The organism is Myxococcus sp. CA056, assembly GCF_013336715.1.
Taxonomy (GTDB): Bacteria; Myxococcota; Myxococcia; order Myxococcales; family Myxococcaceae; genus Myxococcus; species Myxococcus llanfairpwllgwyngyllgogerychwyrndrobwllllantysiliogogogochensis.
In genome coordinates, this window is record NZ_JABUMT010000001.1 from 1,849,651 (window position 1) to 1,872,528 (window position 22,878).

The 22,878-nt window shown below is 69.1% G+C and carries 18 protein-coding genes; 2 read left to right on the forward strand and 16 right to left on the reverse strand.

Annotated features, from left to right (window positions below; genetic code table 11):
- Nucleotides 1–50: 50 nt before the first annotated feature.
- From HUA76_RS07555 to HUA76_RS07565, 3 genes are all read right to left on the reverse strand, one after another.
- A complete protein-coding gene (locus tag HUA76_RS07555) occupies nt 51–635 on the reverse strand; it encodes a type IV toxin-antitoxin system AbiEi family antitoxin domain-containing protein (RefSeq protein WP_174456150.1) in 585 nt (194 codons plus the stop codon).
- 105 nt (nt 636–740) lie between these two features.
- Nucleotides 741–1,151: a carboxypeptidase-like regulatory domain-containing protein gene (locus HUA76_RS07560; RefSeq protein ID WP_246137745.1), complete on the reverse strand. Its 411-nt coding sequence runs from the start codon at nt 1,149–1,151 to the stop codon at nt 741–743.
- 154 nt (nt 1,152–1,305) lie between these two features.
- The gene (locus HUA76_RS07565) at nt 1,306–2,019 is read right to left on the reverse strand and encodes a hypothetical protein (protein WP_174460406.1); all 714 of its coding nucleotides are present in this window, start codon (nt 2,017–2,019) and stop codon (nt 1,306–1,308) included.
- Between the two features lie 191 nt (nt 2,020–2,210).
- On the opposite strand from HUA76_RS07565, the gene HUA76_RS07570 reads away from it, so the two are divergent.
- On the forward strand, nt 2,211–3,908 hold the full coding sequence (locus tag HUA76_RS07570) for a DUF4091 domain-containing protein (protein ID WP_174460407.1): 1,698 nt from the start codon (nt 2,211–2,213) through the stop codon (nt 3,906–3,908).
- On the opposite strand, the gene HUA76_RS07575 is transcribed toward HUA76_RS07570, so the two are convergent.
- Complete coding sequence (locus tag HUA76_RS07575; protein WP_174456153.1) at nt 3,909–6,098, reverse strand: von Willebrand factor type A domain-containing protein; 2,190 nt, start codon at nt 6,096–6,098, stop codon at nt 3,909–3,911. It abuts the gene before it with no gap.
- A gap of 358 nt (nt 6,099–6,456) precedes the next feature.
- Here HUA76_RS07575 and HUA76_RS07580 point away from each other — a divergent pair, with 358 nt between their 5' ends.
- Nucleotides 6,457–7,731 (forward strand): serine hydrolase domain-containing protein, encoded by a 1,275-nt coding sequence (locus HUA76_RS07580; RefSeq protein WP_371823438.1) that lies wholly within the window; start codon nt 6,457–6,459, stop codon nt 7,729–7,731.
- A gap of 15 nt (nt 7,732–7,746) precedes the next feature.
- Here the strand turns inward: HUA76_RS07580 and HUA76_RS07585 are convergent, their stop codons facing one another.
- The 12 genes from HUA76_RS07585 to glp form a co-directional block, all read right to left on the reverse strand.
- Nucleotides 7,747–8,526 (reverse strand): carboxypeptidase-like regulatory domain-containing protein, encoded by a 780-nt coding sequence (locus tag HUA76_RS07585; RefSeq protein WP_174456155.1) that lies wholly within the window; start codon nt 8,524–8,526, stop codon nt 7,747–7,749.
- 102 nt (nt 8,527–8,628) lie between these two features.
- On the reverse strand, nt 8,629–10,722 hold the full coding sequence (locus HUA76_RS07590) for a von Willebrand factor type A domain-containing protein (protein ID WP_217439471.1): 2,094 nt from the start codon (nt 10,720–10,722) through the stop codon (nt 8,629–8,631).
- Nucleotides 10,723–10,884: 162 nt separating this feature from the next.
- The gene (gene epsU / locus HUA76_RS07595) at nt 10,885–12,093 is read right to left on the reverse strand and encodes an exopolysaccharide biosynthesis GT2 family glycosyltransferase EpsU (RefSeq protein ID WP_141647182.1); all 1,209 of its coding nucleotides are present in this window, start codon (nt 12,091–12,093) and stop codon (nt 10,885–10,887) included.
- 22 nt (nt 12,094–12,115) lie between these two features.
- A complete protein-coding gene (epsV, locus tag HUA76_RS07600) occupies nt 12,116–13,627 on the reverse strand; it encodes a PCP family exopolysaccharide biosynthesis protein EpsV (RefSeq protein ID WP_217439474.1) in 1,512 nt (503 codons plus the stop codon).
- A 2-nt stretch (nt 13,628–13,629) separates the two neighbouring features.
- On the reverse strand, nt 13,630–14,034 hold the full coding sequence (epsW, locus tag HUA76_RS07605; protein ID WP_141647184.1) for an exopolysaccharide biosynthesis response regulator EpsW: 405 nt from the start codon (nt 14,032–14,034) through the stop codon (nt 13,630–13,632).
- 29 nt (nt 14,035–14,063) lie between these two features.
- Nucleotides 14,064–14,240, reverse strand: coding sequence for a hypothetical protein (locus HUA76_RS07610; protein WP_174456159.1), 177 nt, complete (start codon nt 14,238–14,240; stop codon nt 14,064–14,066).
- A gap of 11 nt (nt 14,241–14,251) precedes the next feature.
- On the reverse strand, nt 14,252–15,502 hold the full coding sequence (epsX, locus tag HUA76_RS07615; RefSeq protein WP_174460410.1) for an exopolysaccharide export protein EpsX: 1,251 nt from the start codon (nt 15,500–15,502) through the stop codon (nt 14,252–14,254).
- Between the two features lie 3 nt (nt 15,503–15,505).
- Nucleotides 15,506–16,144, reverse strand: coding sequence for an exopolysaccharide export protein EpsY (gene epsY, locus HUA76_RS07620; RefSeq protein WP_174460411.1), 639 nt, complete (start codon nt 16,142–16,144; stop codon nt 15,506–15,508).
- Between the two features lie 18 nt (nt 16,145–16,162).
- On the reverse strand, nt 16,163–17,713 hold the full coding sequence (gene wzx / locus HUA76_RS07625; protein WP_371817289.1) for an exopolysaccharide biosynthesis flippase: 1,551 nt from the start codon (nt 17,711–17,713) through the stop codon (nt 16,163–16,165).
- A gap of 107 nt (nt 17,714–17,820) precedes the next feature.
- A complete protein-coding gene (gene epsZ, locus HUA76_RS07630; RefSeq protein WP_141647187.1) occupies nt 17,821–19,311 on the reverse strand; it encodes an exopolysaccharide biosynthesis polyisoprenyl-phosphate hexose-1-phosphate transferase EpsZ in 1,491 nt (496 codons plus the stop codon).
- Nucleotides 19,312–19,626: 315 nt separating this feature from the next.
- A complete protein-coding gene (gene mobB, locus HUA76_RS07635; protein ID WP_174460412.1) occupies nt 19,627–21,033 on the reverse strand; it encodes a molybdopterin-guanine dinucleotide biosynthesis protein B in 1,407 nt (468 codons plus the stop codon).
- Between the two features lie 242 nt (nt 21,034–21,275).
- Complete coding sequence (glp, locus tag HUA76_RS07640; RefSeq protein ID WP_174460413.1) at nt 21,276–22,535, reverse strand: gephyrin-like molybdotransferase Glp; 1,260 nt, start codon at nt 22,533–22,535, stop codon at nt 21,276–21,278.
- Nucleotides 22,536–22,878: the final 343 nt, after the last annotated feature.

The window sequence follows — 22,878 nt, forward strand, 5'->3', positions numbered from 1 at the left end:
CGTCCCCGTGTTTTGAGGTCTTCTGCCGCCCGTCAGGTAGCGGCGAGTGCTCATCTCTTCCGGCGTCCTGTTGGTGGCGTAGCGGCCTGGATTCGCGCCACGTCGGACTTGCGGATGAGCCCCCGGGCAAGGGCCTGGGAGATGGCTTGATGCAGCAGCTCCGGTGAGAGCTGCGCGCTCGCGCAGTCCTGCAACGTGCGGAGCGGCGATGTGACGGGAATCGCGGCGGGCCGGGTGCGCTCGGCCTTGGAGATATCGGCGTGGTGGAGCACGACGCCTGGAGGGACGCGGAACCGGCGATGCTTCCAGTCCGCGGGCAAGGTCAGGTGGATGCGATTGGGCAGCACGTCGGAGAGCTGATGCAGGGACAGTGCCGTCTCGTGGGAGAAGACGCCCTGCTGCTCCGACCAGAGCCAGACGGTGACGAGCGCTTCATCCTGGGCGAGCGGGTAGTGCACCAGGCGGTACACCCCTCTCCGGACTCGGACGACCTTGCCGATGCGCACGTAGTGGACGAGGAGCTGGGGCGAATACCCCGCCTCCGCCGCCTGCTTCGTCGTGAACAGGCCCGCCTGCCCCAGCGCGAAGTCGAAGAGCCGATTCCAGTCCGGCGCCAGGGCGCGCTTGCGAGCCATGCACGAAACTAAAATGCCATTTGAGTTTCGTGCAAGGTCGGCCAGGAACCCGCACGAAACTAAAATGCCCTTTGAGTTTCGTGCGGAATGACCCGGGCCTCCGTGTCACTTCCGGGTCTGCTTCACGCTGACCGGGGCCGGCGGAGGCGGAGGCGGGAGCTCGAGCAGCTCCACCTTGACGCGCACGGTGCGGTTGGCGCGCAGCAGGATGTCCGAGCGGGAGTAGGTGTTGAAGTCGGGGTGCTCGAACCGCAGCGTGTACGTGCCCGCGGGCAGCATCGGCAGGCGGTAGCGGCCCTGCTCATCCGTCACCGCACCGCGCTCTCCCCTGAAGCTCGGCGAGGTCGCGATGACCGCCACGTCCGCGACGGGCTTGCGACTCTTCACGCCGATGATGGTGCCAATGAACACCCCGGGCGGAGGCGCGTGCTCGGGAGTCTCCGCCCGCGACAGCACTGGCACGGCGACCAGCAACACCAGCATGCACAGCGCATAGGGGGCGATGAGCTTCATCATGGAAACCTCGTTCAGACTCGCGAGTGAGGTGTCCATGTTCTCGACCTGGCCCGCGACAAGCCTCACGCCCGGCTCGTCGCTGCATCACGGTTTCAGCATGGCCGCCGGTGCCCACGCGGGTCCCACGCGCGCCCCGTGCCCGACGCGCTTCGCTTCAGCGCTTCGAGACGCTCGACACAGACGTCCGCGAGGACTGCTCCTCCAGGCTTTCGCGCAGGAGCTGCTCGGGAGTCCCCGGTGCCAGCTCCGCCAGGGACTGGAAGCCCCGCGGCGGACCTTGGAGTCCCATGCTCACGCGACGCTCGCCCTCGTCGGCCTCCGCGACGGGCGCGCCCTGGGCCTCCCGCGTTGCCCATGACCCGCGCAGGCTGATGAGGGGCGCGTTGCGCAGGCTCATTACCTCGGTGAACTCCGGGACGTCGGAGATCCGCTCCATCTCGTCCCCCATGCGGATGCGCACCTCCGAGCCCGTGACGGCGATGCGCCGGAGGAACTCCTGGTCCACCTGAACCCCCGTTGTCATGGAACCCACGTCGACGGTCGGCGCGACACTCCCCGGCTCCAACGTCTCGATGGGCCCGGTGGCTCGCGCCGCATCCAGGGCGACCACGGGACGGTTCGGGCGCCGCCTCACCGTGGACGTGCGGCTCGCTTCACCTGCCTCCAAGCGGGGCGCCTTCTCCTCCTCGCCCACGCACCCCGTCAGCGACTCGTCCGTGCCAGGTCCCGTGTTCCGAGTGACGGTGACGCGGACGTCCTCGGCTTGAGCCCAGGCGGCCGGGGCCACCCACCACATGAGTCCACACAGCACCCCACGAAGGACGGACTTCATGCGGTCAACCTCGAAGCGTTGAGAGAACGCCATCATCCGGAAGCTCCTCGGGATGATCTCCCCGAGAGGCTCCTGACCTGGTCATGGTTTCGTCACGGAGGAGGACGCGGTGGGGTGGATCCACCCGGGGGCAGCCCGGCACGACACCCGGGCGCAGCGTGTGAAAGCCGACCTTCCGTCCGGAGTGAATCCTCCGGGGTGCCCTGGACTCACTAGCCTTCCGTTCCATGCGCTTGCTCATCCAGGGGTTCATCCTGTCGCTGGTGCTGTCCGGGGTCTCCGCCGCCCATCCCCGCCCCGGCCCCGTCTGGGCCGAGAGCTCCATGGTGAAGATACGGCCCCAGACGCAGCCTCGGGTCGAACGGGAGGTGGAGCTGGTCGGCGCCCGGAACGAATACCTCTCCTTCCAGGTGGGCCTTCACGGAGGCACCTCGGGCCTGAGGGACGTCCGGGCCCGGCTGCCCGCCCTCTGGAACGGCCTGCGGCGCATCGACGGACCGGACATCCTCCTCTACCGCGAGGCCCTCCTGGACATCACCCGGCCCACCCCGCCGGACACGGAGCCGGGGCGCTGGCCAGACGGGCTGATTCCAGACGTGGACGAGGTCGTCGGTGAGCAGCGCTCGGCCTTCCCGTTCGACGTCCCTGCCCGGGAGGCTCGGGGCCTCTGGGTGGATGTTCGAGTGCCCGAGGATGCGCGCCCCGGGCGCTACCACGGTCTCGTCGAGGTGACGGGCCGGGGCTTGCGCGAGTACGTGAAGGTCCGAGTCACCGTGGTGGAGGCCACGCTGTCCAGCACGCCCTCCCTGCGCACGGCCTTCCTGCTGTGGCCGCCCCATGTCTGCCGCGCCTTCACCGGCGACCCGAGCTGTCCCGTGGACACGCAGGTGCGCCTGCTGAAGCAGTTCCACCAACTGGCGCTATCCCACCGCTTCACCCTGGCGAGCGCGTTCCCCCGCCTCCCCGAGCAGCCCACCTGGGACCTGCCCGACTACGACACCTTCGACGCGCGCTGGGGCCCGTTCCTCGACGGCTCGGCGCCGAACCCGCTGCCCGGTGCGCGCATGACGAGCCTCCAGTACCTGGGGCCTGGCACCGCGCCGGACCTCGCGGAGTTCGAGCAAGAGGCCCGCACCCGAGGCTGGCTGAGCCGCTCGTTCGACTACGTGGGCGACGAGCCGCCCTATGGCACGTCCTGGGAGGCCGTCACGGAGCGGGCCCGGCTCACGCGCGCCGCCGCGCCGGACCTGCGCACGTTCCTCACCACCACGGTGACGGAGACCCAGGCGCATGGACTCATCGAGGACATCGACATCCTCAGCGTCCTGGTGAACTTCATCGACGGGACGCAGCCCCCGTACGAGGGCAACCAGCGGCCGAAGTACGACGCCTTCCTCGCCAGGCCGAACCGTGAACTCTGGATGTATCAGAGTTGCATGAGCCACGGCTGTGTGGAGGGCGAGCCGCCGCCACCGGAGAACCAGCCGGGGCAGGGCTGGCCCTCGTACATGGTGGACCGCTCGGCGGCGAAGGCGCGGGGCATGCAGTGGCTGACCTTCCGCATGGGCGCCACCGGTGAGCTGTACTACCAGACGGTGGGGCTGCTCTCCACGGCGTGGACCACGCAGTTCCGCTTCAACGGCAACGGGGACGGCACGCTCTTCTATCCGGGGCTGACATCGGTCATCGGAGGCACCACGGAGGTGCCGCTGCCCTCCATCCGGTTGAAGCTCATCCGCCAGGGCCTCCAGGATTACGAGTGGCTCCAGCGGGTGAGTGACGCGGGCGACCCCGCGTTCGCGATGCAGGTCGCCGAGCAGCTCATCCCCCACGCGTGGGCGGTGCCCGACGACGGGGCGCTGTTCGAACGCGCCCGCCTCAGGCTCATCCGACGCTACCTGGAGCTGCGCGCGCGAGAGCGCTAGTTAGAGCACCGAGGGCGCCTGGTCGTAGTCCATGCTCTTCAAGGGGGCGAGCGACTCGAAGCGGTCCTGCCGCTGGTCGAGCGCCGCCGCCTTGCGGATGAGGTCCCCCAGCTCGCTCACGTCCTGACGGTCCTTCAGGCCCACGCCCCGCCACAGCTCCAGCAGCGAGTCGTACGTCAGGGGCCGCGTCCAGTAGGAGCCCCGGAGCTTCTCCGCGAAGGCCGCCGCCACGTAGGCCAGACGCGTCGTCGACTCGGCGGTGGCGAAGGAGGGCCGCAGCGCGGTGACGGGCAGCTTCATCTCCAGCTCCTTCGAGTCCCCACCCTCCGGCGCCTTGTAGCGGATGCGCAGCGTGCCCAGGTTCGAGGCGCCCTCACGCAGCTTCACCTCGTAGAGCGCGGTGACTGAGTGGCCCGCGCCCACCTCGCCCGCGTCCACGCGGTCATCGCGAAACTGCTGCTTCGTCAGCATCCGGTTCTCGTAGCCGAGCAACCGGTACAGGGAGACGTCCTTCGGGTCGAACTCCACCTGGAGCTTCACGTCCTTGGCCACCACCTGCAGCGTCCCGGTGAGGTTCTGCACGAAGATGCGGTGCGCTTCCTTCAGGCCATCCACGTAGGCGTAGTTGCCCTCGCCCACGTGGGACAGGCGTTCCATCAGCGCGTCGTTGTAGTTGCCCATGCCGAAGCCCACGGTGGACAGGGTGATGCCCCGCGCGGCGAAGCCCTTCACCTTGGCCCAGATGCCATCCGCGTCGGAGACGCCGACGTTGGCCACGCCGTCCGAGCAAAGGATGACGCGGTTGATGCCTCCCGGGATGAGGTGCTCGGAGGCGATTTGATAGCCCAGCTCCAGCCCCTCCTGCGCGTTGGTGGAGCCCTCGCTGTAGAGCCCGTCGATGGCTTCGAGCAGGCGGGCCTGCTGGGTCGCGCTCGTGGGCGCCAGCACCCGGCGAGCCTGGGAGCCGTAGACGACGATGGACACGAAGTCCCGCTCATCCAGCTCCTCCACCAGCATCCGCAGCGCGTGCTTCACCAGCCCGAGCCGGTTCTCCATGTTCATCGAACCGGAGACGTCGATGACGAAGATGAGGTGGCTCGGCTTGCGCTGCGCGTCGCTCACCTCGCGCGCCTTCACACCGATGCGCACCACCTGGTAGCCCTTGCGCACGGGCGAGGGAAAGCCCTCCACGTGGACGCCGAACGGCGCGTCCTCCGCGTCCGCGTAGCCGTAGTCGAAGGTGTTGACGAACTCCTCCACGCGCACGGCCTGCTCGTCGGGCAGGGCCTGTCGCTCCAGGTACGCGCGAGTCAGCGTGTACGAGGCCGTGTCCGTGTCCACGGAGAAGGTGGAGAAGCGCTCCTCCTCCGTGTTCACCGTGGGGTTCACCCCGTGGCCCTTGAAGTACATGTCGAGGAACCGGGCGCCGTTCGGCGGGACGAGGGGCGCTCGCGGCGGGCTCGCTGGAGCGGGGAGGGCAACGGGCGTGGCCGCCGGAGGCGTGGGAGCGGAGGCGTGGCTGACGGACGTGCCCGGTGGCGGGCCGTTGACGCCGTAGGAGCGGCGGGACTCGACGAGGCCGGCGGGACCGATGCCGTAGCTGGTGTTGGGGATGTTGGGGGAGATGGGGCCGGGGTTCGCGACGGGGACTCCGTACTCCTCGTTGCTGCTTGTGCCCGCGAGGGACTCATGGGAGCGAGAGGGTCCACCCCGGGCTCCGGGCCGAGCGACGGCGACGCGCTTGATGAACTCCTGGTCCACGTTGACGCCCGCCGCCGTGCTTGCCACGTCGATGATTTGCCGTGTGCCGGGAGGTGCCGTCCTGACGACCTCGATGCCTTCGCCGCGAGAGTTATCGGGAAGCAGGCTGGCGTCGGCGCGCTGGATTCGCCCTGCCTGGACGCGGACCTGGTGCCGGATGCTGGGATAGAACTGCTTGCCCGCGAAGCGCAGGGTGTAGACGCCCGGTGGAAGCGTGGTCATCCGGTAGCTGCCCCAGGTGTCGGTCTTCGCCGACCAGGAGCCAGACTGCTGGAGCGAGGTCGCGGTCACCTCCACGTCGACGAGAGACTTGTGACTGCGTGAGTCGATGACCGTGCCGATGAGGGTGCCCGTGGCCTTCCGTGCCAGCGCGGGCAGGGCGAACAGCAGCAACAGACCACACAGCACACCGCGAATGACTGGCGTCATGACGTCCACCTCGGAGCTTGGAGAGGTGTCCATCGTCCGTGAGTCGCACCGCGTGAACCGCACGTGCGCCTCTTTGCTGAGTCATCGTTTCATCATGGGGCACTCCACATGCTTCTCACGCGGCAAGGACCTGTCCCGGTGTCGTCCTTCGTCTTCACGAGAGGAGGCCGGGGATGCTCTGGTGCGGCGTCCTCTTGGGGTCAGGAGCTTTCATGCGACGTGGTTCGCGGTCTTTCTCGGCGTTCGTCGTCGTCCTTGTCGGGCTGCTCGCGGCGGGGCCCGCGGCGGCACAGGGCTCGCTTCGTGAGCGCATCGACGCGTTCGTTCGCGCGTTCGCGCGGAGCAGAAGCGTCAGGGCGTGGTGGGGCTCGCGGTGGGCGTCGTGCAGCATGGGCGCGTCGTCCTGGCGAAGGGCTATGGCTCCGCCAACCTGGAGCACCGCGTCCCCGTGGGGACGGACACGCTGTTCCAGTCAGGCTCCGTGGGGAAGATGTTCACCACAATGGCGGTGATGGCCCAGGTGGAGGCCGGCCGGATTTCGCTGTCGGACTCCATCACGAAGTACTTCCCCGACGCTCCGGCCTCGTGGGCACCCATCACCGTGCGCCACCTGTTGAATCACACCTCCGGCATCCAGGACCTGGAGGGCCAGCTCGACGAGCGCAAGGACTACACGGACGAGGAGTTCGCCCGGTTCATCTACGCGCTGCCCCTGGATTTCCCCGCGGGCGTGCGGTGGAGCTACAGCAACTCCGGCTATGTCCTTTTGGGGCTCCTGGTGAATCGCGTCGCGGGGACGCCCTACGGCGAAGTCCTCGCCACGAAGGTCTTCAAGCCCGCGGGGATGAAGACGGCGCGCGGCATCAGCGAGGCAGACGTCATTCCCAACCGCTCCTCCGGCTATCGACTGGTGGGCAGCGAGGTGAAGCACCAGACCTGGGTCTCCCAGTCCCTCAACACCACGGGAGACGGGTCGCTCTACTTCTCGTTGAAGGACATGCTGGCGTGGGATGCCGCCGTGCAGCAGCGCTCCCTGCTGAGCGAGGAGAGCTGGCGCGAAATCCTGTCCCCCGCGCGGCTCAACAGCGGGGCCACCCAGCCGTATGGGTTTGGCTGGCAGCTCCTGGAGCGCAACGGCAATCCCCTGCATCAGCATGGCGGTGCATGGCAGGGTTTCCGCACCGTCTACTCCCGCTTCCTCGGGGACTCGCTGTCCATCATCGTGCTGGCCAACACGAATCGAGCCAGCCCCGCGAGATTCGTCGAGGGCATCGCCGCCATCGTCAACCCCGCGCTCGCCGTGCCGAAGCTTGGGCCCATCGAGGACGGTGAGCCCCAGGTCACCGCCCAGCTCACGGAGTTGCTCGAGGATGTCCGGATGTGGACCGTGGACCGCGCCCGCTTCGCGTATGCCCCGAAGTGGCTCGTCGACGAGGCGCTGCCGCACTTCCGCGAGCTGCTCGAGCGCCTGGGCGCCGCGGGGCCCCTGGTGCTGGCCCAGAGGGAGGTGGTGGGCGATGACCGCGTCTACACGTACCTGGTGCGCTTCGGCGCGGATACCCATGTCTACAGGGTGGCGCTCATCCCGGACGGCCGCGTGACGGTCCTCAGCGTGAGCGAGCGGCCGAACTGACGGGGTCCCAAGTGTTCACCGGAGCGAACGACTCGATGCGGTCCTGGCGCAGGTGGCCCGAGGCCGCTTCGTGGAGGAGGTCGCGCGGCTCGCTGACGTCCTCGGAGGTGCATGACGAAGGAGGCGCGTGCGGCTCGGTGGCGCGCCGCGCCGGGGGCTTCTGGGGACCTCGACGCTGGGGACGGGATGGAGCCGCAGCGTCATCGACATGCCGGGCATGGCGGGGGAGAAGTTGTACCGAGGGGGCGCGTGGCTGACGGGGGGCTCCTGCTTTAAGGGCTCGGGCCTGGCCTCGGCCTCGGGCCAGCACTTGGACGCGCGGGAGTTGTTGCCCTGGCCCCGCGCGACCGGCCGGGCGACGTCGGTGCACTTGACGAACTCCTCGCTCATGTTGACGCACGTGTTCCGTGCGCCCGCGTCGATGAGGGGTGGCTCGCCGATGACCTCCAACGGCTCATCGATGGGGATGAGCGGCAGCGCGATGTTGACGCGGCGGGTGCGGTTCGGTCGCAGTTGGACGTTGTCGCGCATGAAGGGTTGGTACGGCTCCTTCTGGAACACCAGGGTGTGCATGCCGGGCGAAAGCTCCAGGATTCGATAGGTGCCCTGGGCGTCGGTGAGCACGGCGATTTCGCCCAGGAACGTGGGCGACGTCACGGTGACGACCACGCCGGCCAGGGGCTCGAGGCTCCGTGCGTCGACGACCGTGCCGACCAAGGCGCTGCTCTGGGCCAGCGCCTGCGAGGCGAGGAGCCCCAGCAGGCCACACAGCATCCGAGGAATGACAGCGTTCACGAGAGCCCACCCCTGCGTTTCGAAAGGTGGCCATCATCCAGAACGCCCGTGCCTCGCACCGCACGCGAGGCTCCAGGCTTCATCATGGTTTCGGCACGTCCTTCATTCGAGCCCGACGTCCTGGGGCCCCGAGGGTTCGTGGTCGAAGTCCATCGACTTCATCGGAGCGAACGACTCGAAGAGGTCCTGACGCTGGTCCAGTGAGGCCGCCCTTTGGATGAGGCCGCCCAGTTCGCTCACGTCCTCTCGTGCCTTCAGGGGGGCGCCCAGGCCCTCCCACAGCTCCACCAGGGCGCCGTACGTGAGCGCGCGCGTCCAGTAGGAACCCCGCAGCTTCTCCGCCAGGGCCGCCGCCACATAAGCCAGTCGTGCGGTGGGTGCCGCCGCCCCATAGCTGGCCTGGAGTGCACCGCGAGCCAGCTTCGTCTCCAGCTCCTTCGAGTCCCCACCCTCCGGTGCCTTGTAGCGGATGCGCAGCGTGCCCAGGCTCGGCGCGGGTTTGTTCAGCTTCACCTCGTAGAGCGCGGTGACGGAGTGGCCCGCGCCCACCTCACCCGCGTCCACGCGGTCATCGCGGAACTGCTCCTTGGACAGCATCCGGTTCTCGTAACCGAGCAGCCGGTAACGCGAGACGGCCTTCGGGTCGAACTCCACCTGGAGCTTCACGTCCTTGGCCACCACCTGGAGCGTCCCCGTGAGGTTCTTCACGAAGATGCGATGCGCTTCCTTCAGGCGGTCCACGTAGGCGTAGTTGCCCTCGCCCACCTGGGCCAGCCGCTCCATGAGCACGTCGTTGTAGTGGCCCATGCCGAAGCCCACGGTGGACAGGGTGATGCCTTGCGCGGCGAAGTTCTTCACTCGCGACCAGATGCCGTCCGCGTCGGTGATGCCGTTGTTGGCCACTCCGTCCGAGCAGAGGATGACGCGGTTGGTGCCTCCTTCGAGGAGGTGCTCGGAGGCGATTCGATAGCCGAGCTCCATGCCGGCCTGTGCGTTGGTGGAGCCCTCACTGTGCAGCCCGTCGATGGCGGTGAGCAGGCGCTCCTTGTCTTCCGCGCTCGTGGGAGGCAGCACCTGCCGCGCCTCGGAGCCGTAGACGACGATGGAGACCCGGTCTCTCGCGTCCAGCTCGTTCACCAGCAACAGCAGGGCCCGCTTCACCAGCCCGAGCCGCTGGTCTCCCTGCATTGAACCGGAGACATCGATGACGAAGACGAGGTGGCTCGGCTTGCGCTGCGCGTCGCTCACCTCGCGCGCCTTCACACCGATGCGCACCACCTGGTAGCCCTTGCGCGCGGGGGAGGGAAAGCCCTCCACGTGGACGTTGAAGGGGGCATCGGCAGGGGCCGGGTAGGCATGGTCGAACGTGTTGACGAACTCCTCCACGCGCACGGCCCCCTCCTCCGGGAGTGACGAGCGCTCCAGGTAGGCGCGCGCCATGGTGTACGAGGCGGTGTCGGTGTCCACGGAGAAGGTGGAGAAGCGCTCGTCCTCCGTCTCCACCGTGGGGTTCACCCCGTACCCCTTGAAGTACATGTCGAAGTAGTGCGCGCGAGTCATCGGCTCGCCGCGCCGGAGTCTCCTGAGGGGCTGCCCCGACGGAAGGGGATGGAGCCGCAGCGTCATCGACATGCCGGGCATCGCGGGGGAGAGGTTGTACACAGGGGCCGCGCTCACGACGGTGAGCGCCTCCTCGATGGGCACGCCGTACTGGTCGCTCTCGGCACTCGGGGCCAGCTCGGCCAGGGATTCGAAGGACCGTGACGTGCCGCCCGAACCAGGAGCGGCGATGCGCTTGATGAACTCCTGGTCCACGTTGACGCCCGTGGGATAGCAGCCCTCGCAGATGGTCGGAGCGCCGCAAGTCTCCATCACCTCACCGAGGGACTCGGGGAGCAGCTCGACGTTGACGCGGATGGTGCGGTTCAGCCGCAGTTGCACGTCGCTCCGCGCATAGAGCTTGTACTGCGCCTTCTCGTAGCGAAGGGTGTACACGCCGGGAGGGAGCTGGGGGATGCGGTATTCGCCCTGGGCGTCGGTGAGGACCGTCTGCTCGCCCTGGAGATTGGGCGACGTCGCGGTGATGACCACATCGGGCACGGGCTGACGGCTCTGCGCGTCGATGACCGTGCCGGTGATGGTGCTGCTCTGGGCCAGCGCCTGCGAGGCAAACAGCGCCAGCAGTCCACACAGCATCCGAGGAATGACAGCGTTCACGAGAGCCCACCCCTGTGTTTCGAGAGGTAGCCATCATCCAGAGGGCCCACGCCGCGCATCGCACGCGAGGCTCCAGGCTCCATCATGGTTTCCGCACGAAGCGGACGTCACGAGCCCCGGAGGGCCCGGCACATCAACGCATCAAGGGCGCTCGGCCTCGCGCGAGGTGCGCACCCACTCGCCGCGCTTCTCCGCGCCGGGGCCGCGCAACATCAGCCCCACCTTCCACACGACGTACACAGGCGCCCAGGCCAGGTCCAACAGGCCGCGAGGCCCCACGCCGGACACCCACCAGCCGCGCAGCACGTACGCACCCAGGCTCATCAGCCCGAAGCCCGCCAGCGCCGACGCCCACACCGCCGTGCCACCCGACAACCACACCAGCACCGACGCCGCCACCGCGCTGCCCACCGCCGCGAGCACCAACTGGCTCAAGGGCGGCACCAGCACGTCCATGGACAAGTCGAGCAGCAACCCACTGCGCTGCTTCAGCGCGTCCTTCAGGAGCGGCCAGCCGTGCAGCTTGCGCATCTGGCTGCGCCCACCCTCCCAGCGCTGGCGCTGCGAGCGGCTCTGCTTCTCCGCGGAGACCATCTCCCCCTGCACCTCCGCCTCCCAGGCGTAGTGCACGCGGTGGCCCTTGCGGCCCAGGCGGATGCCGTACTCCAAATCCTCCACCACGCTGAAGGCGTCGTGCGGCACCTCGCGCAGCACCGCGTGCGTGAAGCACATGCCGTTGCCGCGCAGGCCGCAGGAGACGCCCATCGCCTCGCGCCCCGACGAGCGCACCTTGTGGAACATGCCCAACGCAATCGTCATCAGCCGCGTGCGCCACGACGCCGTCGGGTTCATCACCCCGTAGTGCGCCTGCGCCGCGTGCGCGCCGTCCGCGAGCCGCCGCGCGTACGCATGCAGCAGGTTGGGGGACACCACCGTGTCCGCGTCCACCACGACGACGGCGTCAGCGAAGCCGTCCTTCTGGCTGAACTCGAAGGCGTACGCGAGCGCATAGCCCTTGCCGCGCTTCTCCGTGTCGTGCCGCTCCAGCACCGTTGCGCCCGCCTCGCGCGCCTTCTCGGCCGTGGCGTCCGAGCAGTTGTCCGCCACGACGAGGATGCGCCGCAGCGACGCGGGGTAGTCCACCGCGGACAGGTTCGCCACCGTGCGGGCGATGCCCAGCTCCTCGTTGTGCGAGGGAATCACCACGTCGAACTTGCGCGTGGGCGCGGGAGGCACCGGCGCCGCGCGCCGCCACGACAGCAGCGTCAGGAGCAGCAGGTAGCCGCACGCCACCACCACCGGCAACAGCGCCACGCACAGCGCCAGGTCCACCCAGGTCCACACCGTCACGAGACTCTCCCCCGAGCGCGCGTCAGCGCCGCTCCAGCTCCGCCAGCACCGGGAGCTTCAGGATTCGCTCCACCTGCCACTTCTCCAGGATGCGCCGACGGATGATGTCCAGCGCCACCGCCGCGAAGATGCCCATGGCGATGCCACCCACCACGCCCGCGGCGAGGATGAGCTGCACCTTCGGCTTGGACGGCTTCTCCGGAAACTGCGGCGGCGCCAGCACGCTGAAGCGGTGCTTCATCGACGCGCGCGAAATCTCCAGCTCCGTCTTCGCCTGGTCCAGTCGCCGCATCTTCTCCTGATGCCGCATCACCAGCATGCGCACCCGGTCCGCCGCCACCGACACCTCCGGGTTGTCCGCCGTCGTCGGCCCGCCGAACGCCGCCGCGCCCAACAGCGGCCCCGTCGTCCCCTGCTCCAGCTCGCCCGGGTCTCCGCCGTTGCGCATGTACTCGTTGATGAGCTCGTTGAGCTCCGAGCGCAGCGCCACCAACTGCGGCGAGTCCTCCGTCAGCGCGATGATGCGCTGCTCCAGGTCCGTGATGAGCGGGTGCTGCGGCGAGTAGATGACGCGCTGCTCGGCCAACTGGTTGCGCAGCTCCGTCAGCCGCCGTGCGCGGAACTCCTCCACGTCGGAGATGGCCCGGCGCTTGGTCTGCACCATGAACCGCATCTGCGCGAGCAGGTGGTTGGTGTTGATGCCCAGCCCCGCCTGCGCCTGCGCGTTCCGGCCTCCGCGCGTCGCGGCCTTGGCCTCGTCGCGCTTGCGCTTCGTCTCCACGCGCTTCACGGTGGCGTCCAGCGCGGCGATGGCCTGTTTGATTCCCTCGCCCTCGTCAATCACCTGCTTGTCGAGGATGGTGATGGCCTCCGACACCGCACCCATCTCCGCCGCCTGCCGCATCTCCAGGAAGTTCTTCTGCGCCGCTTCCACGATGTTGAGCGCCAGCTGCGGGTCGCTCCAGTCCACGCCGATGGTGACGGTGCCCGTGCCACCCTCCACCATGACGAGCATGGCCTGCTCCAGCATGGCGGTGAGCGCATCGCGCTTGTCGTCGTCCGACATGGGCGGCGGCGGCTTGCGCAGCAGCGTCTCCTTCAGCTTGCTCATGGGCGAGCGCTGCAGCTCCCAGTACTCCACCAGCTTCGCGTCCCGGACGATGGCCTTGATGTTGTCCGTCTTCATCACCATCTCCCACGCCGCGCGCGTGGGCTGGTCCGCGTCCACCGGAATGGAGCGGCCCGGGTTCGCCAGCGAGGCGATGATGAAGTTGCGTTGCGTCAGCATCCGCGTTTCGACGTGGTACTTGCGCGGCATGATTTTGCTGACGCCCGCCGCCAGCCCCGACACCGCGACCATCACCAGCAGCGCCAGGAACCAGTGCCGCAGCACCGCGTTCTTCACATAGAAGACCGCGTCAATCGCGAAGCCCCAGTCGATGAGGTCCGACGGCGCATTCGTCTCCGCCCGCTCCGGCGTGTACGCCGGTCGGGGAGGGACGGCCTGTGGACCCCGCGGCCCGGGGGCCGGCATCGTCACGACGTCCTCCTCGCCGCGGCGCTCTTCAGGAGCTGGCCCACCCGACGGGAGAACTCATCCTGCGTGAAGGGCTTGCCCAGGTAGCCGTTGGCTCCCGCCTCCTCGGCGTGGGCCTTGTCCTCCGGCAAGTCGCGCGCGCTCACCACCAGCACCGGCACGTCCGCCATGCCCACGGTGCGGCGGATGTGCTCGCACAAGTCGTAGCCGGAGATATCCGGCAGCGTCAGGTCCAGACACACGAGGTCCGGACGCGCCGCTCCCGCCAGGTGCTTGAGCGCGGCCTGGCCATTGGGCAGCTCCACCACGTCCTTGAATCCCATGGCACGCAGGTAGTCGCCCAGCATCTTCCGAAAGAAGGGCGCGTCCTCCACCAGGAGAACCGTGTGCATTTGGGGCTCCATCCGTCGTCAGCCTTTCTTCTCAGTCGCGCTCAGTGGAAGCCGAGCCGTGGCACCCAGACGATGACGCCGTAGGTGTATGCCGCGTTGAAGAGGATCACCCACAGGATGGCCTTCTTCAGTCCCCTCATCGGATTCTCATCCCTCGCCGCCATCGCGGGGAGGGTGATGGTGAGGATGAGGACGGACATCAGGATGAGCTTCGCCATGGGCCTTGAACTCAGAGGATACCAGTTTGACGAAGCGACAGGCCCAACGCCGCCGCCCACTGGAAGCGGGCCGCCGGCAACTCGGGCGAGCGGCTCCACGTCCCGCGTGTGTCGGCATCCACCGACATCCAACTGTTGAGAATCCAGGATGCCGTCACCCCGCCGGACACCAGCCGGTCGCCTGTCGCGCCGCCCACCGCGAAGGCGGTGCCGCCCGTGGTGGCCACGCGCACGCGAGGCCCCAGCGCCCACGTCCCCGTCACGGTGAGGTCCGCTCGCGGGTAGACGCGCGCCGTCAGCCGGTCCGTGAAGGGAGACACTCGCAGCCCCAACCTTCCGTCGAAGTCCGCGGTGCGGGAGGGAATCCGGTGGCCCACCGCGAGGGTGAGGTTGGGCAACAGCTCCGTGCGGGGGCCTGCGTCCGCGCCTTCCTCGCCGGGGTCCGGGTCGACTCCCGTCGCGGTGAGGGAGCGGACGATGCTGGCCCCGGCGCCGGCCTCGACTGAAGTCCTTCGCGTCATCCGCCGCGTCCAGCTCTCCGTCAGCGTCACGACGGTGTTGTTGGCGCCGGTGGAGAAGCGCGCGTGCGTGACGGCGGCGGATGTCGTCAGCGCGCTGAGCGAGGACAGCGCGTGGCTCAGCGACGTGTCCAGGCGCGGGCCGTACTGGAGGGGGACGGCTTCCCTGGCCGGGCCGTCCAGGCCGCCGCTGACGGAGAAGCCGGTGGTGGCGGACAACTGCCAGCGCCGTCCCAGCCAGCTCGTCTCGCCGGTGAGCGAGGTGGCGGACGACACGAAGTGGACGGTGTCCGTCTCCGGGAGCGGCTGGAGCGGACCGCCGCCCACGGGCGGGCGCAGCGGGCCGTCCGGGTCTATCGGGTCCGGGTCGAAGTCCGGCAGCGCGTCCGTGGTGAGCAGGTTGACGCTGCCCACCACCAGCTCCTCGCTCAGCCGGAAGGAAAGGCCGCGCTCGGGACGCCAGAGGGCGGCGAAGCGGCCCACGTGCTGCACTTCGGTGCGCGCCTGGGCGGTGACTTCGCGCAGGCTGATGCGCGGGGCGTAGTCCAGTTGGAGGGTGGTGTTCCCCTCGCGCCGCTCCAGGCCCAATATCGGCGTGAAGTCGGTGTCACCGGCGACGGAGGGCGCGTCCTCGGCGGGGTCCTCGTTGGAGCGCACGCGCGAGTCCACCCGCACCGACGCGGTGTAGGTGATGGCGGTGGAGGAGACCTCCAGCCACATCGCGGTGAGCGCCGCCCCCAGCACTGCTCACTCCACCACCACCACGTCACCAGGGCGCAGGCGGAAAGTCGGCGCGCGCCCCTCGGCGTGGATGAGGTCCTGGTAGCGGAAGCGGATGCGCAGCGGGCCCTGTCCGTCCTCGTGACGCATGACGAAGATGCAGTCCTGGTGCGCGTACTCGGTGAAGCCGCCCGCGCCGGCCAGGGCCTGCAGGAGGCTTGCGCCCACGTCGATTTCCAGCGGGCCAATGCGGTTGACCTCGCCCACCATGGTCACCTTGATGGGGCGCGCCATCTCCAGCGCCACGGTGACGACGGGGTGGTTGATGTAGTCCTTCAGCCGCGTCTGGATTTGCTGCGACAGCATGGCGGGGCTGTGGCCCGCGGCCTCCACGTCGTCCAGGAACAGCAGGCTGATGCGCCCGTCGTCGCGCACGCGCGCCTGCGTGGTGAGCGACTCCTGGTTCCACACGCGGATGTTGAGCAAGTCGCCCGCGGCGATGCGGTAGCTGGCGTCGGGCGGAGGCGGCTTCTCCTGGTACTCGTCCACCCAGGTGTACTTGCCCAGCCCGCTGCACGCGGAGGCCACGACGAGCAGCACGGCGCACGCGAGGACGCGCGGCGGGAGGTGGAGCGCGGGGCGATGGGTGCGGGGCGAGGACGACATGGGCTCTGACGGTTTCCTCTAGGGAGTGGGGGCGACGGCGATGACGGCCGGCTCCGGTTCAGGGGTGCCACGGCGGCGCGCGAGCTTCACCACGGCCAGGACTTCACCCGGCTTCACCGCGCCGAGCGCCAGGACTCCGAAGACATACAGCGTGGCCTCCACGCCCAGCCGGGGCCAGTCCTCCAGGGAGAGGAGCACCGTCCTGTCCAGCGCGACGATGGCCACGCAGACCACCGCCGTCTTGGCCACCCTGACGAGCAGCCGGCGGTCCACCGCGGAGCGGCCCATGCGGCCCAGCATGATGATGGTGATGACCACCTCCATCAGCAGGAGGGAAATCGCGGTGCCCGCCGCGCCGCCGCCGTCGCCGTAGGCCGCGTGCATGCGCGGCACCAGCATCAGGTTGAGCAGCGGGTTGAGCAGCAGGCTGCCGAAGATGCTGGTGCCCGTCACCCACCACTCGCGGTTCGTCATGGTGAGCCAGGCGCCGCACGTCATCGTCACGAAGGCGAGGACGAACAGGGGCGACTGGAGCCGCAACAGATTGACGGCCAGCGAGTAGTCCTTGCCGAGCAGCCCAATCCACAGGGGCGCGCCCATGACGATGAGCATCATCATGGGGACGGTGACGGCGAGCGTGCCCTCCAGCGCGCGGCGGGCGATGGCGCTGACTTCTTCTTCCGAGCGCGCGGCGGCGCGGGACATCAGCGGCAGGAGCACCCAGCCCATGACGGGGTTGAGGGCGAAGGTGACGTTGGAGATGCTCCACGCGGCGCTGTACCAGCCGACCTCCTCGTGGTTGCCGAGCATCCCCAGAATCATGATGTCCAGCCGCCCGTTGGTCGCGAGCGCCGCGGCGGTGAGGAAGTAGGGCAGGCCCGCCTTGAACACCCGCCATGTCGCGGGGAAGTCCACGCGGAACACCAGCCCCATGTGCTGGCGCGCCAGGTGCCAGCCCACCGCCAGCTTGATGGCCTCCGACGCGACGACGGGCACCGCGAGCCACGGCAGGGGCAGGCCCATGACGCCGACCGCGAACAGGCCGCCGCCCCACACCAGCTTGGTGACGACGTTGGAGATGGAGAGTCCGGCGACCTTGCCCTTGGCATGCAGCAGCGCCGCCATGGACGCGTTGCACATGACGAGTAGCTGCGCGGCGCCGAAGACGTAGACGAGCGCGCGCATCTCCGGCGGGTCGTCCCGGTAGTTCATGACGAGCGCGAGCGCGCCCATCAACACGCCCGTGAGCACCAGCCGCACCAGCATGGAGGCGCCGAAGAAGTCGCTGGCGTGTTCGGGCCGGCGCGACACCTCCTTGCGGATGTACATCTCCAGGCCGAGATTGGTCGCGATGAAGAAGATGGCGGAGAAGCTGTCCGCCCAGTTGAAGCGCCCGAAGGCCTCCGGGGACAGGTAGTGCGTCAGCAGGGGACGGATGCCGAAGGCGATGGCATACGTCACCAGCAGCGAGCCGCCGAGCTGCAGGCCGTTGCGCACCGCGCCCATCGCCTCATGGGAGCGTTCACGCTCCTGGGCGTCATGCTGAGAGGATTCGCTGTGGGTCGTCACGGTGGGAGCGGGCGCTCCGGCAATTGGCCGGCCAGCCCGTGTGCATAGAAGACGAGCGGGAGCGGCGCGTCAATGCCGCCCCCGAGGAAGTCAGGCCGCCTGGAAGCCTAGCTGGCCCCGCGCCCGGTAATCACGACGGGCACCGTCTGGAGCAACAGGCGCAGGTCGCTCGTGAGGGTCCAGTGGTCGATGTACTGCATGTCCAGGTACATCCACTCCTCGAACGAAATCTGGTTGCGACCGGAGACCTGCCAGATGCAGGTGAGGCCCGGGCGCACCGACAGCCGGCGGCGCTGCCACGTCTCGTATTTGGCCACCTCGTTGGGCACGGGCGGACGCGGGCCGACGATGCTCATCTCGCCGCGCAGCACGTTGATGAACTGGGGCAGCTCGTCGATGGAGAACTTGCGGATGAAGCGACCGATGCCGGTGATGCGCGGGTCGTTCTTCATCTTGAAGACAGGGCCGGTCTGCTCGTTCTGCGCGGCCAGCTTCTCCTTCAGCTCCTCCGCGTTCACCACCATGGAGCGGAACTTGAGCATGTAGAACGGCTTGCCGTTCTGCCCGACGCGGTACTGCTTGAAGAAGATGGGGCCCTTCGACGTGAGCTTCACCACGAGCGCCACGAAGCCCAGCAGCGGCAGCAGCATCCACAGCGCGACGGCGGACACGCAGATGTCGAACAGGCGCTTCATCGCCATCTGGTGCGGCTTGGGGCTCACCGCCGCGAAGTGCAGGAAGCCATCCGCCACCGCGCGGCTGTCCACCGGACGCGCGCGGTCCAGGCGGAAGCTGTGCGCGGGCAGCGCGAAGGGGACGCCGAAGCGCTCGGCCAGCTTGATGGACGCCTGCATCGCCTCGCCCTGCTTGAGCGTGTTGCCGGCGATGTAGACTTCGTCCACGGCGGTGTTGCGCAGGATGTGCTCCAGGTCATCCACCGTGCCCAGCACCTTGGCGGGCAATTCACCGATGGAGCCCGTGTCGTCGTGGAAGCGCACGTAGCCAATGAGCTGACGACGGCCGCGGCGCGCCAGGTCCTCGCCGGAGTAGCGGCCCATGGCGCCCGTGCCGACGATGACCACCGTGTCCGTGGGGCGCTCCTGGGAGGCCACCGAGCGGAAGACGAACAGCCGCAGGAGCAACGCCACGGGCCAGAAGAGGATGAGCAGCGGGGCAAGGCCGGGGACCTTCATCGTCTCCGGCAGCGCCAGGTGCACCACGGCCAGCACCGTGACGACGGCCAGCGTCGTCACCGACACGAGGGCCACGTGGTCCAGCTTGCTGCGCTCCGCGAAGCGCGAGTCGTACAGACACAGCGCGGTGCCGGTGATGATCCACACGATGAGGGACGCGATGACCAGCGCGGGCAACAGCCAGCCGGGCTGGGCCCACAGCAGCCCGTCCAGCCACGCCGAGGCCGTCAGCACCGCCGACATCAAGACCAGGTCTACGGTGAGGTTCAGCTTCGCCGCGAAGCCGGGCGCCAGCTTGGGCCCGGGAACCAGCTCTTCCGCCGCGCCCCCCACATTGCCCTGAGCGGATGCCGACCCAGGAGCACCGACCGCCGCACCAGTACTTGCGCTGCTCATCGTGTCCACCCCCCTCTACCCGCCCACTGAGTGTTCAGTTCCGGTAGAGGATGCCGTTGAGGCTGAAAATCTTCAAGTCGGAAAGAACTGCTTTTTGCCATGCTTGTGCGGCGCGTTGCAACCCCCCGCACTGTGAGTAAGACGTGACATGGTGTGAAATCTTTGGATCATCCGACTCTCGTCGCATCTCAGGGGGTCCCAGCGAACACCGGGAGTCGCCCCTTCGCTTCCCCGCGCGAAGGTGACGTCCCCCAACACATTGCATCTACGGTGCCGGTCTGACGCGAACGGTACGGAGCGCGTGGGTGGGATGGATGCATGGGGTCAGGGTCCAGGAGTTTCGCGGGGTTGCGCGGATTCCAGCCGTTCCGGGTGGGTGTGGACGTTGAAGCGCCCGTTCCGGACGAACGTCGCCAGCGTCACGTGGGAACGCAGCGCCAGGTCGATGGCCAACGTGCTGGCCGCGGAAACACCCGCAATGACTGGGATTCTGGCCATGACTGCTTTTTGGACGATTTCAAAGCTGACGCGTCCGCTGACGGCGAGCAGCACGGGCTGACGCGTCAGGGCGACGGGCGGCGCCGGGCTTGCGCGCGGAGCCCTGGCCAGGACGAGAGCGCCCACGACCTTGTCGACGGCGTTGTGGCGGCCCACATCCTCGAAGGACGCCAGCAATTGGCCGTCGGCGTCGAGCGCGGCGGCGGCGTGGACTCCCCCGGTCCGGGCGAAGTTGCGCTGCACATCGCGCAGGCGCTCGGTGGCGCGGGCCACGACTTCTGGGGAAAGCCGGGGGCCGGGCGGGAGCGGGGTGCAGCGGGACAGCAGGTCCTCCACGCTGCGCCGGCCACAGACGCCACATGCGGAGGTGGTGAGGGTGCCCCGTCGCGTGGCCTTTAGTGGATCAGGGTCAATGACAACACCTGGGGCGGGAGTGACCTCGAGCACGTTGCCCCAGCCTTCCTCGCCTGGCCGGCCGCAGTGGGAGAGGGTGCCCAGGTCGTCCGCGCTTCGGATGAGGCCCTCGGCCAGCAGGAAGCCCACGGCCAGCTCCCGGTCATGTCCGGGTGTCCGCATGGTGGTGGCCAGGGCTTCGCCGTTGACGCGCAGCTCGAGCGGCTCCTCGACGGCGATGGTGTCGTCCTCGGCGGGGAGGAGGGTGGCGCCGTTCCAGCGTCGCACCGGACGGGAGGCCACGCCCCGCGCATCCTGGGGCGGCAGTGGCGCGCGTCGGGGCGGGCGCAGGTGTTCGAGGAGGGCGTCCGCGATGGCGCGCGTGTCGACCGGTGACAGCAGCCGCGCCGCGGAGGGGCTCGACACGAGCGCGTCCGTGACGAGGGCGAAGACCTCCGGACGGGAGGAGGCGAGGGGCGGGCCCAATCCCTCGCGCCACACCTCCAGCTTGGGGAGGGGGCCGTCCTTCCAGCCTTCCACCAGCGCGAGGTCCAGGGTGCCCGCGAGGCGGATGAGCAGCTCCGGAAGGGCCTCCGTGGGGGCGGTGCCGGTGGTGAGCTGCACGCCCTGGGGTGTGGCGAAGCCGGTGAGGCAGGCGCCGGCCTCCTGGAAGCGGGCGGTGTCGCTGCCTCCCCGGTGGAGCGGGTGGGTGTCCGAGGAGTGCTTCACAGCGGCGACGCGCAGTCCTCGCGAGGCGAGCTCCGGGAGCAGCCGCGTGAGGAGCGTCGTCTTCCCGGCGCCGGACCAGCCGACGATGCTGAGGGCGGGCACGCGGCTCATGGCTTCAGGTCCGCGGCGTGGTGGTGGGGGCGGTCGAATGGCTCGACGGCGTTGAGAGCGGGCACATGGCTCACGGCGCGGTGTCCGGGGCTGAGTCCGCCGCGTGGTGGTGGGGGCGGTCGAATGGCTCGACGGAGTTGAGAGCGGGCACATGGCTCACGGCGCGGTGTCCGGGGCTGAGTGCGCCGGGTAGTGGTGGTGGCGGTCGAATGGCTCGACGGCGTTGAGAGCGGGCACATGGCTCACGGCGCGGTGTCCGGGGCTGAGTCCGCCGGGTGGTGGTGGGGGCGGTCGAACAGCTCCACCTCGACGAGGTCGTTCTCGTTGAAGTCGGCGCGGCCCGGAGGCAGGACGGCCCAGCCGTCTGCTTGAACGTTCTGGAGAATCTGCCCGGCGCCCTGGGGGCGCAGCCAGGCGCGAAGACCCTCGTCGCCGTGCTCCAGCGTGGCGGTGATGAGGTAGGTGAGGCCGGCCTGCTTGTGACGGGGCTCGGACAGGCGCGCGCGGACGCGGCGGCGCGTTTCGAGCACGCCCTGATGCTTGAGCAGCAGCGGCCTCGCGAGCTGGTCGAAGGCGACGGTGGCCGCGCCCGGGTTGCCCGGCAGGACGACGATGGCGGTGTCCCCCAGGCGCGCGACGGCCACGGGCTTGCCTGGCTTCAGGGCCACGCCGTCGACGAAGAAATGCGCGCCCAGCGCTGTGAGCACGCGCTTCACGTGGTCCTTGTCTCCCACCGACGCGCCGCCCGTGGTGATGAGCACGTCGACTCGCGGCGCGAGCTCGGTCAGGGCCTCGCGCAGGGCGTCCTCGTCATCGCAGGCCCGGGACATGTGGAGCACGTGGGCGCCCGCTTCGCGCGCGAGCGCCGCGACCAGGACCAGGTTGCTCTCGTAGACCTGATGCGCGAGCGCGGGCTCACCGGGGCGCACGAGCTCGTCACCCGTGGCGAGCACGGCCACCCGTGGTGCCGGACGCACGCGGACGGTGGTCTCGCCCTGGGACGCGAGCACGCCGAGCACGGAGGCATTCACACACTGGCCCGCGCGGAACAGCGGCGCGCCCGCGCGGACCTCCTCGCCCGTGCGGCGGATGTCGTGGCCGGGGGGCACGGTGATGAAGAGGTCCACGGCCAGGCCATCGTCCGAGGCGCGCGCGGCTTCCTGTCGCACGATGGCATCGGCACCGGAGGGGATGGGCGCGCCGGTGAAGATGCGCGCGGCCTCGCCGGGCTGGAGTGCGCGAGCGGGCAGGGCGCCCGCGTAGACGGTGTCGATGACGCGCAGCCTCGTGGGGCTGTCACGGTTGGCGCCGCGAGTCTCCTCCGCGCGCACGGCCCAGCCATCCATGGCGGAGTTGTCGCAGCCGGGCAGCGAGCGCGAGGCTCGGACGTCCGTGGCCAGGAAGCGGCCGTGGGCATCGAGCAGGGGCACGGGCTCGGGAGCCGCGGGAGCAATGGCTTCGAGCGCGGCCTGCCGGGCGGCGGAGAGGGACGTGAGCGGCATCGGGGACGCGCAGACTACGCCGCGGGCCCTGTCCGTTGTCCACGGGGCCGCGGGCCGTCTGTTCGCCTGCTGTCCTTCGCGGTGGGCTCGGGCATGGCGCGGCGTGGGATGCACCGCTTCGACATGGATCCTCGATGCAGGGCCTCGGTGCTCGGAGAGGCAGCGCGTGGACTCGCCGCGTCACTTCGCGAGTGACCTCGAATCGAAGGGGCGTGCTCACCTCTCCGAGCGAGGTGTGGCATTCTGAGGGGAAGGGCTCTCGTGCGTGCTTCGCGGCACTCGGGATGGAACGTGTGACGTCGCGCGTGGCCGGGGGCAAGTGCCGACGTTCCAGGGGAGAGCG

What these genes read in the sequence shown, in the direction of transcription:
- mobB (WP_174460412.1), bottom strand. Translation starts at nt 21,033, where the DNA reads ATGAGCCGCGTGCCCGCCCTCAGCATCGTCGGCTGGTCCGGCGCCGGG.
- glp (WP_174460413.1), bottom strand. Translation starts at nt 22,535, where the DNA reads ATGCCGCTCACGTCCCTCTCCGCCGCCCGGCAGGCCGCGCTCGAAGCC.
- HUA76_RS07565 (WP_174460406.1), bottom strand. Translation starts at nt 2,019, where the DNA reads ATGATGGCGTTCTCTCAACGCTTCGAGGTTGACCGCATGAAGTCCGTC.
- HUA76_RS07590 (WP_217439471.1), bottom strand. Translation starts at nt 10,722, where the DNA reads ATGCTGTGTGGACTGCTGGCGCTGTTTGCCTCGCAGGCGCTGGCCCAG.
- epsV (WP_217439474.1), bottom strand. Translation starts at nt 13,627, where the DNA reads ATGCCGGCCCCCGGGCCGCGGGGTCCACAGGCCGTCCCTCCCCGACCG.
- HUA76_RS07560 (WP_246137745.1), bottom strand. Translation starts at nt 1,151, where the DNA reads ATGATGAAGCTCATCGCCCCCTATGCGCTGTGCATGCTGGTGTTGCTG.
- HUA76_RS07610 (WP_174456159.1), bottom strand. Translation starts at nt 14,240, where the DNA reads ATGGCGAAGCTCATCCTGATGTCCGTCCTCATCCTCACCATCACCCTC.
- HUA76_RS07570 (WP_174460407.1), top strand. Translation starts at nt 2,211, where the DNA reads ATGCGCTTGCTCATCCAGGGGTTCATCCTGTCGCTGGTGCTGTCCGGG.
- HUA76_RS07555 (WP_174456150.1), bottom strand. Translation starts at nt 635, where the DNA reads ATGGCTCGCAAGCGCGCCCTGGCGCCGGACTGGAATCGGCTCTTCGAC.
- epsY (WP_174460411.1), bottom strand. Translation starts at nt 16,144, where the DNA reads ATGTCGTCCTCGCCCCGCACCCATCGCCCCGCGCTCCACCTCCCGCCG.
- epsW (WP_141647184.1), bottom strand. Translation starts at nt 14,034, where the DNA reads ATGGAGCCCCAAATGCACACGGTTCTCCTGGTGGAGGACGCGCCCTTC.
- HUA76_RS07575 (WP_174456153.1), bottom strand. Translation starts at nt 6,098, where the DNA reads ATGACGCCAGTCATTCGCGGTGTGCTGTGTGGTCTGTTGCTGCTGTTC.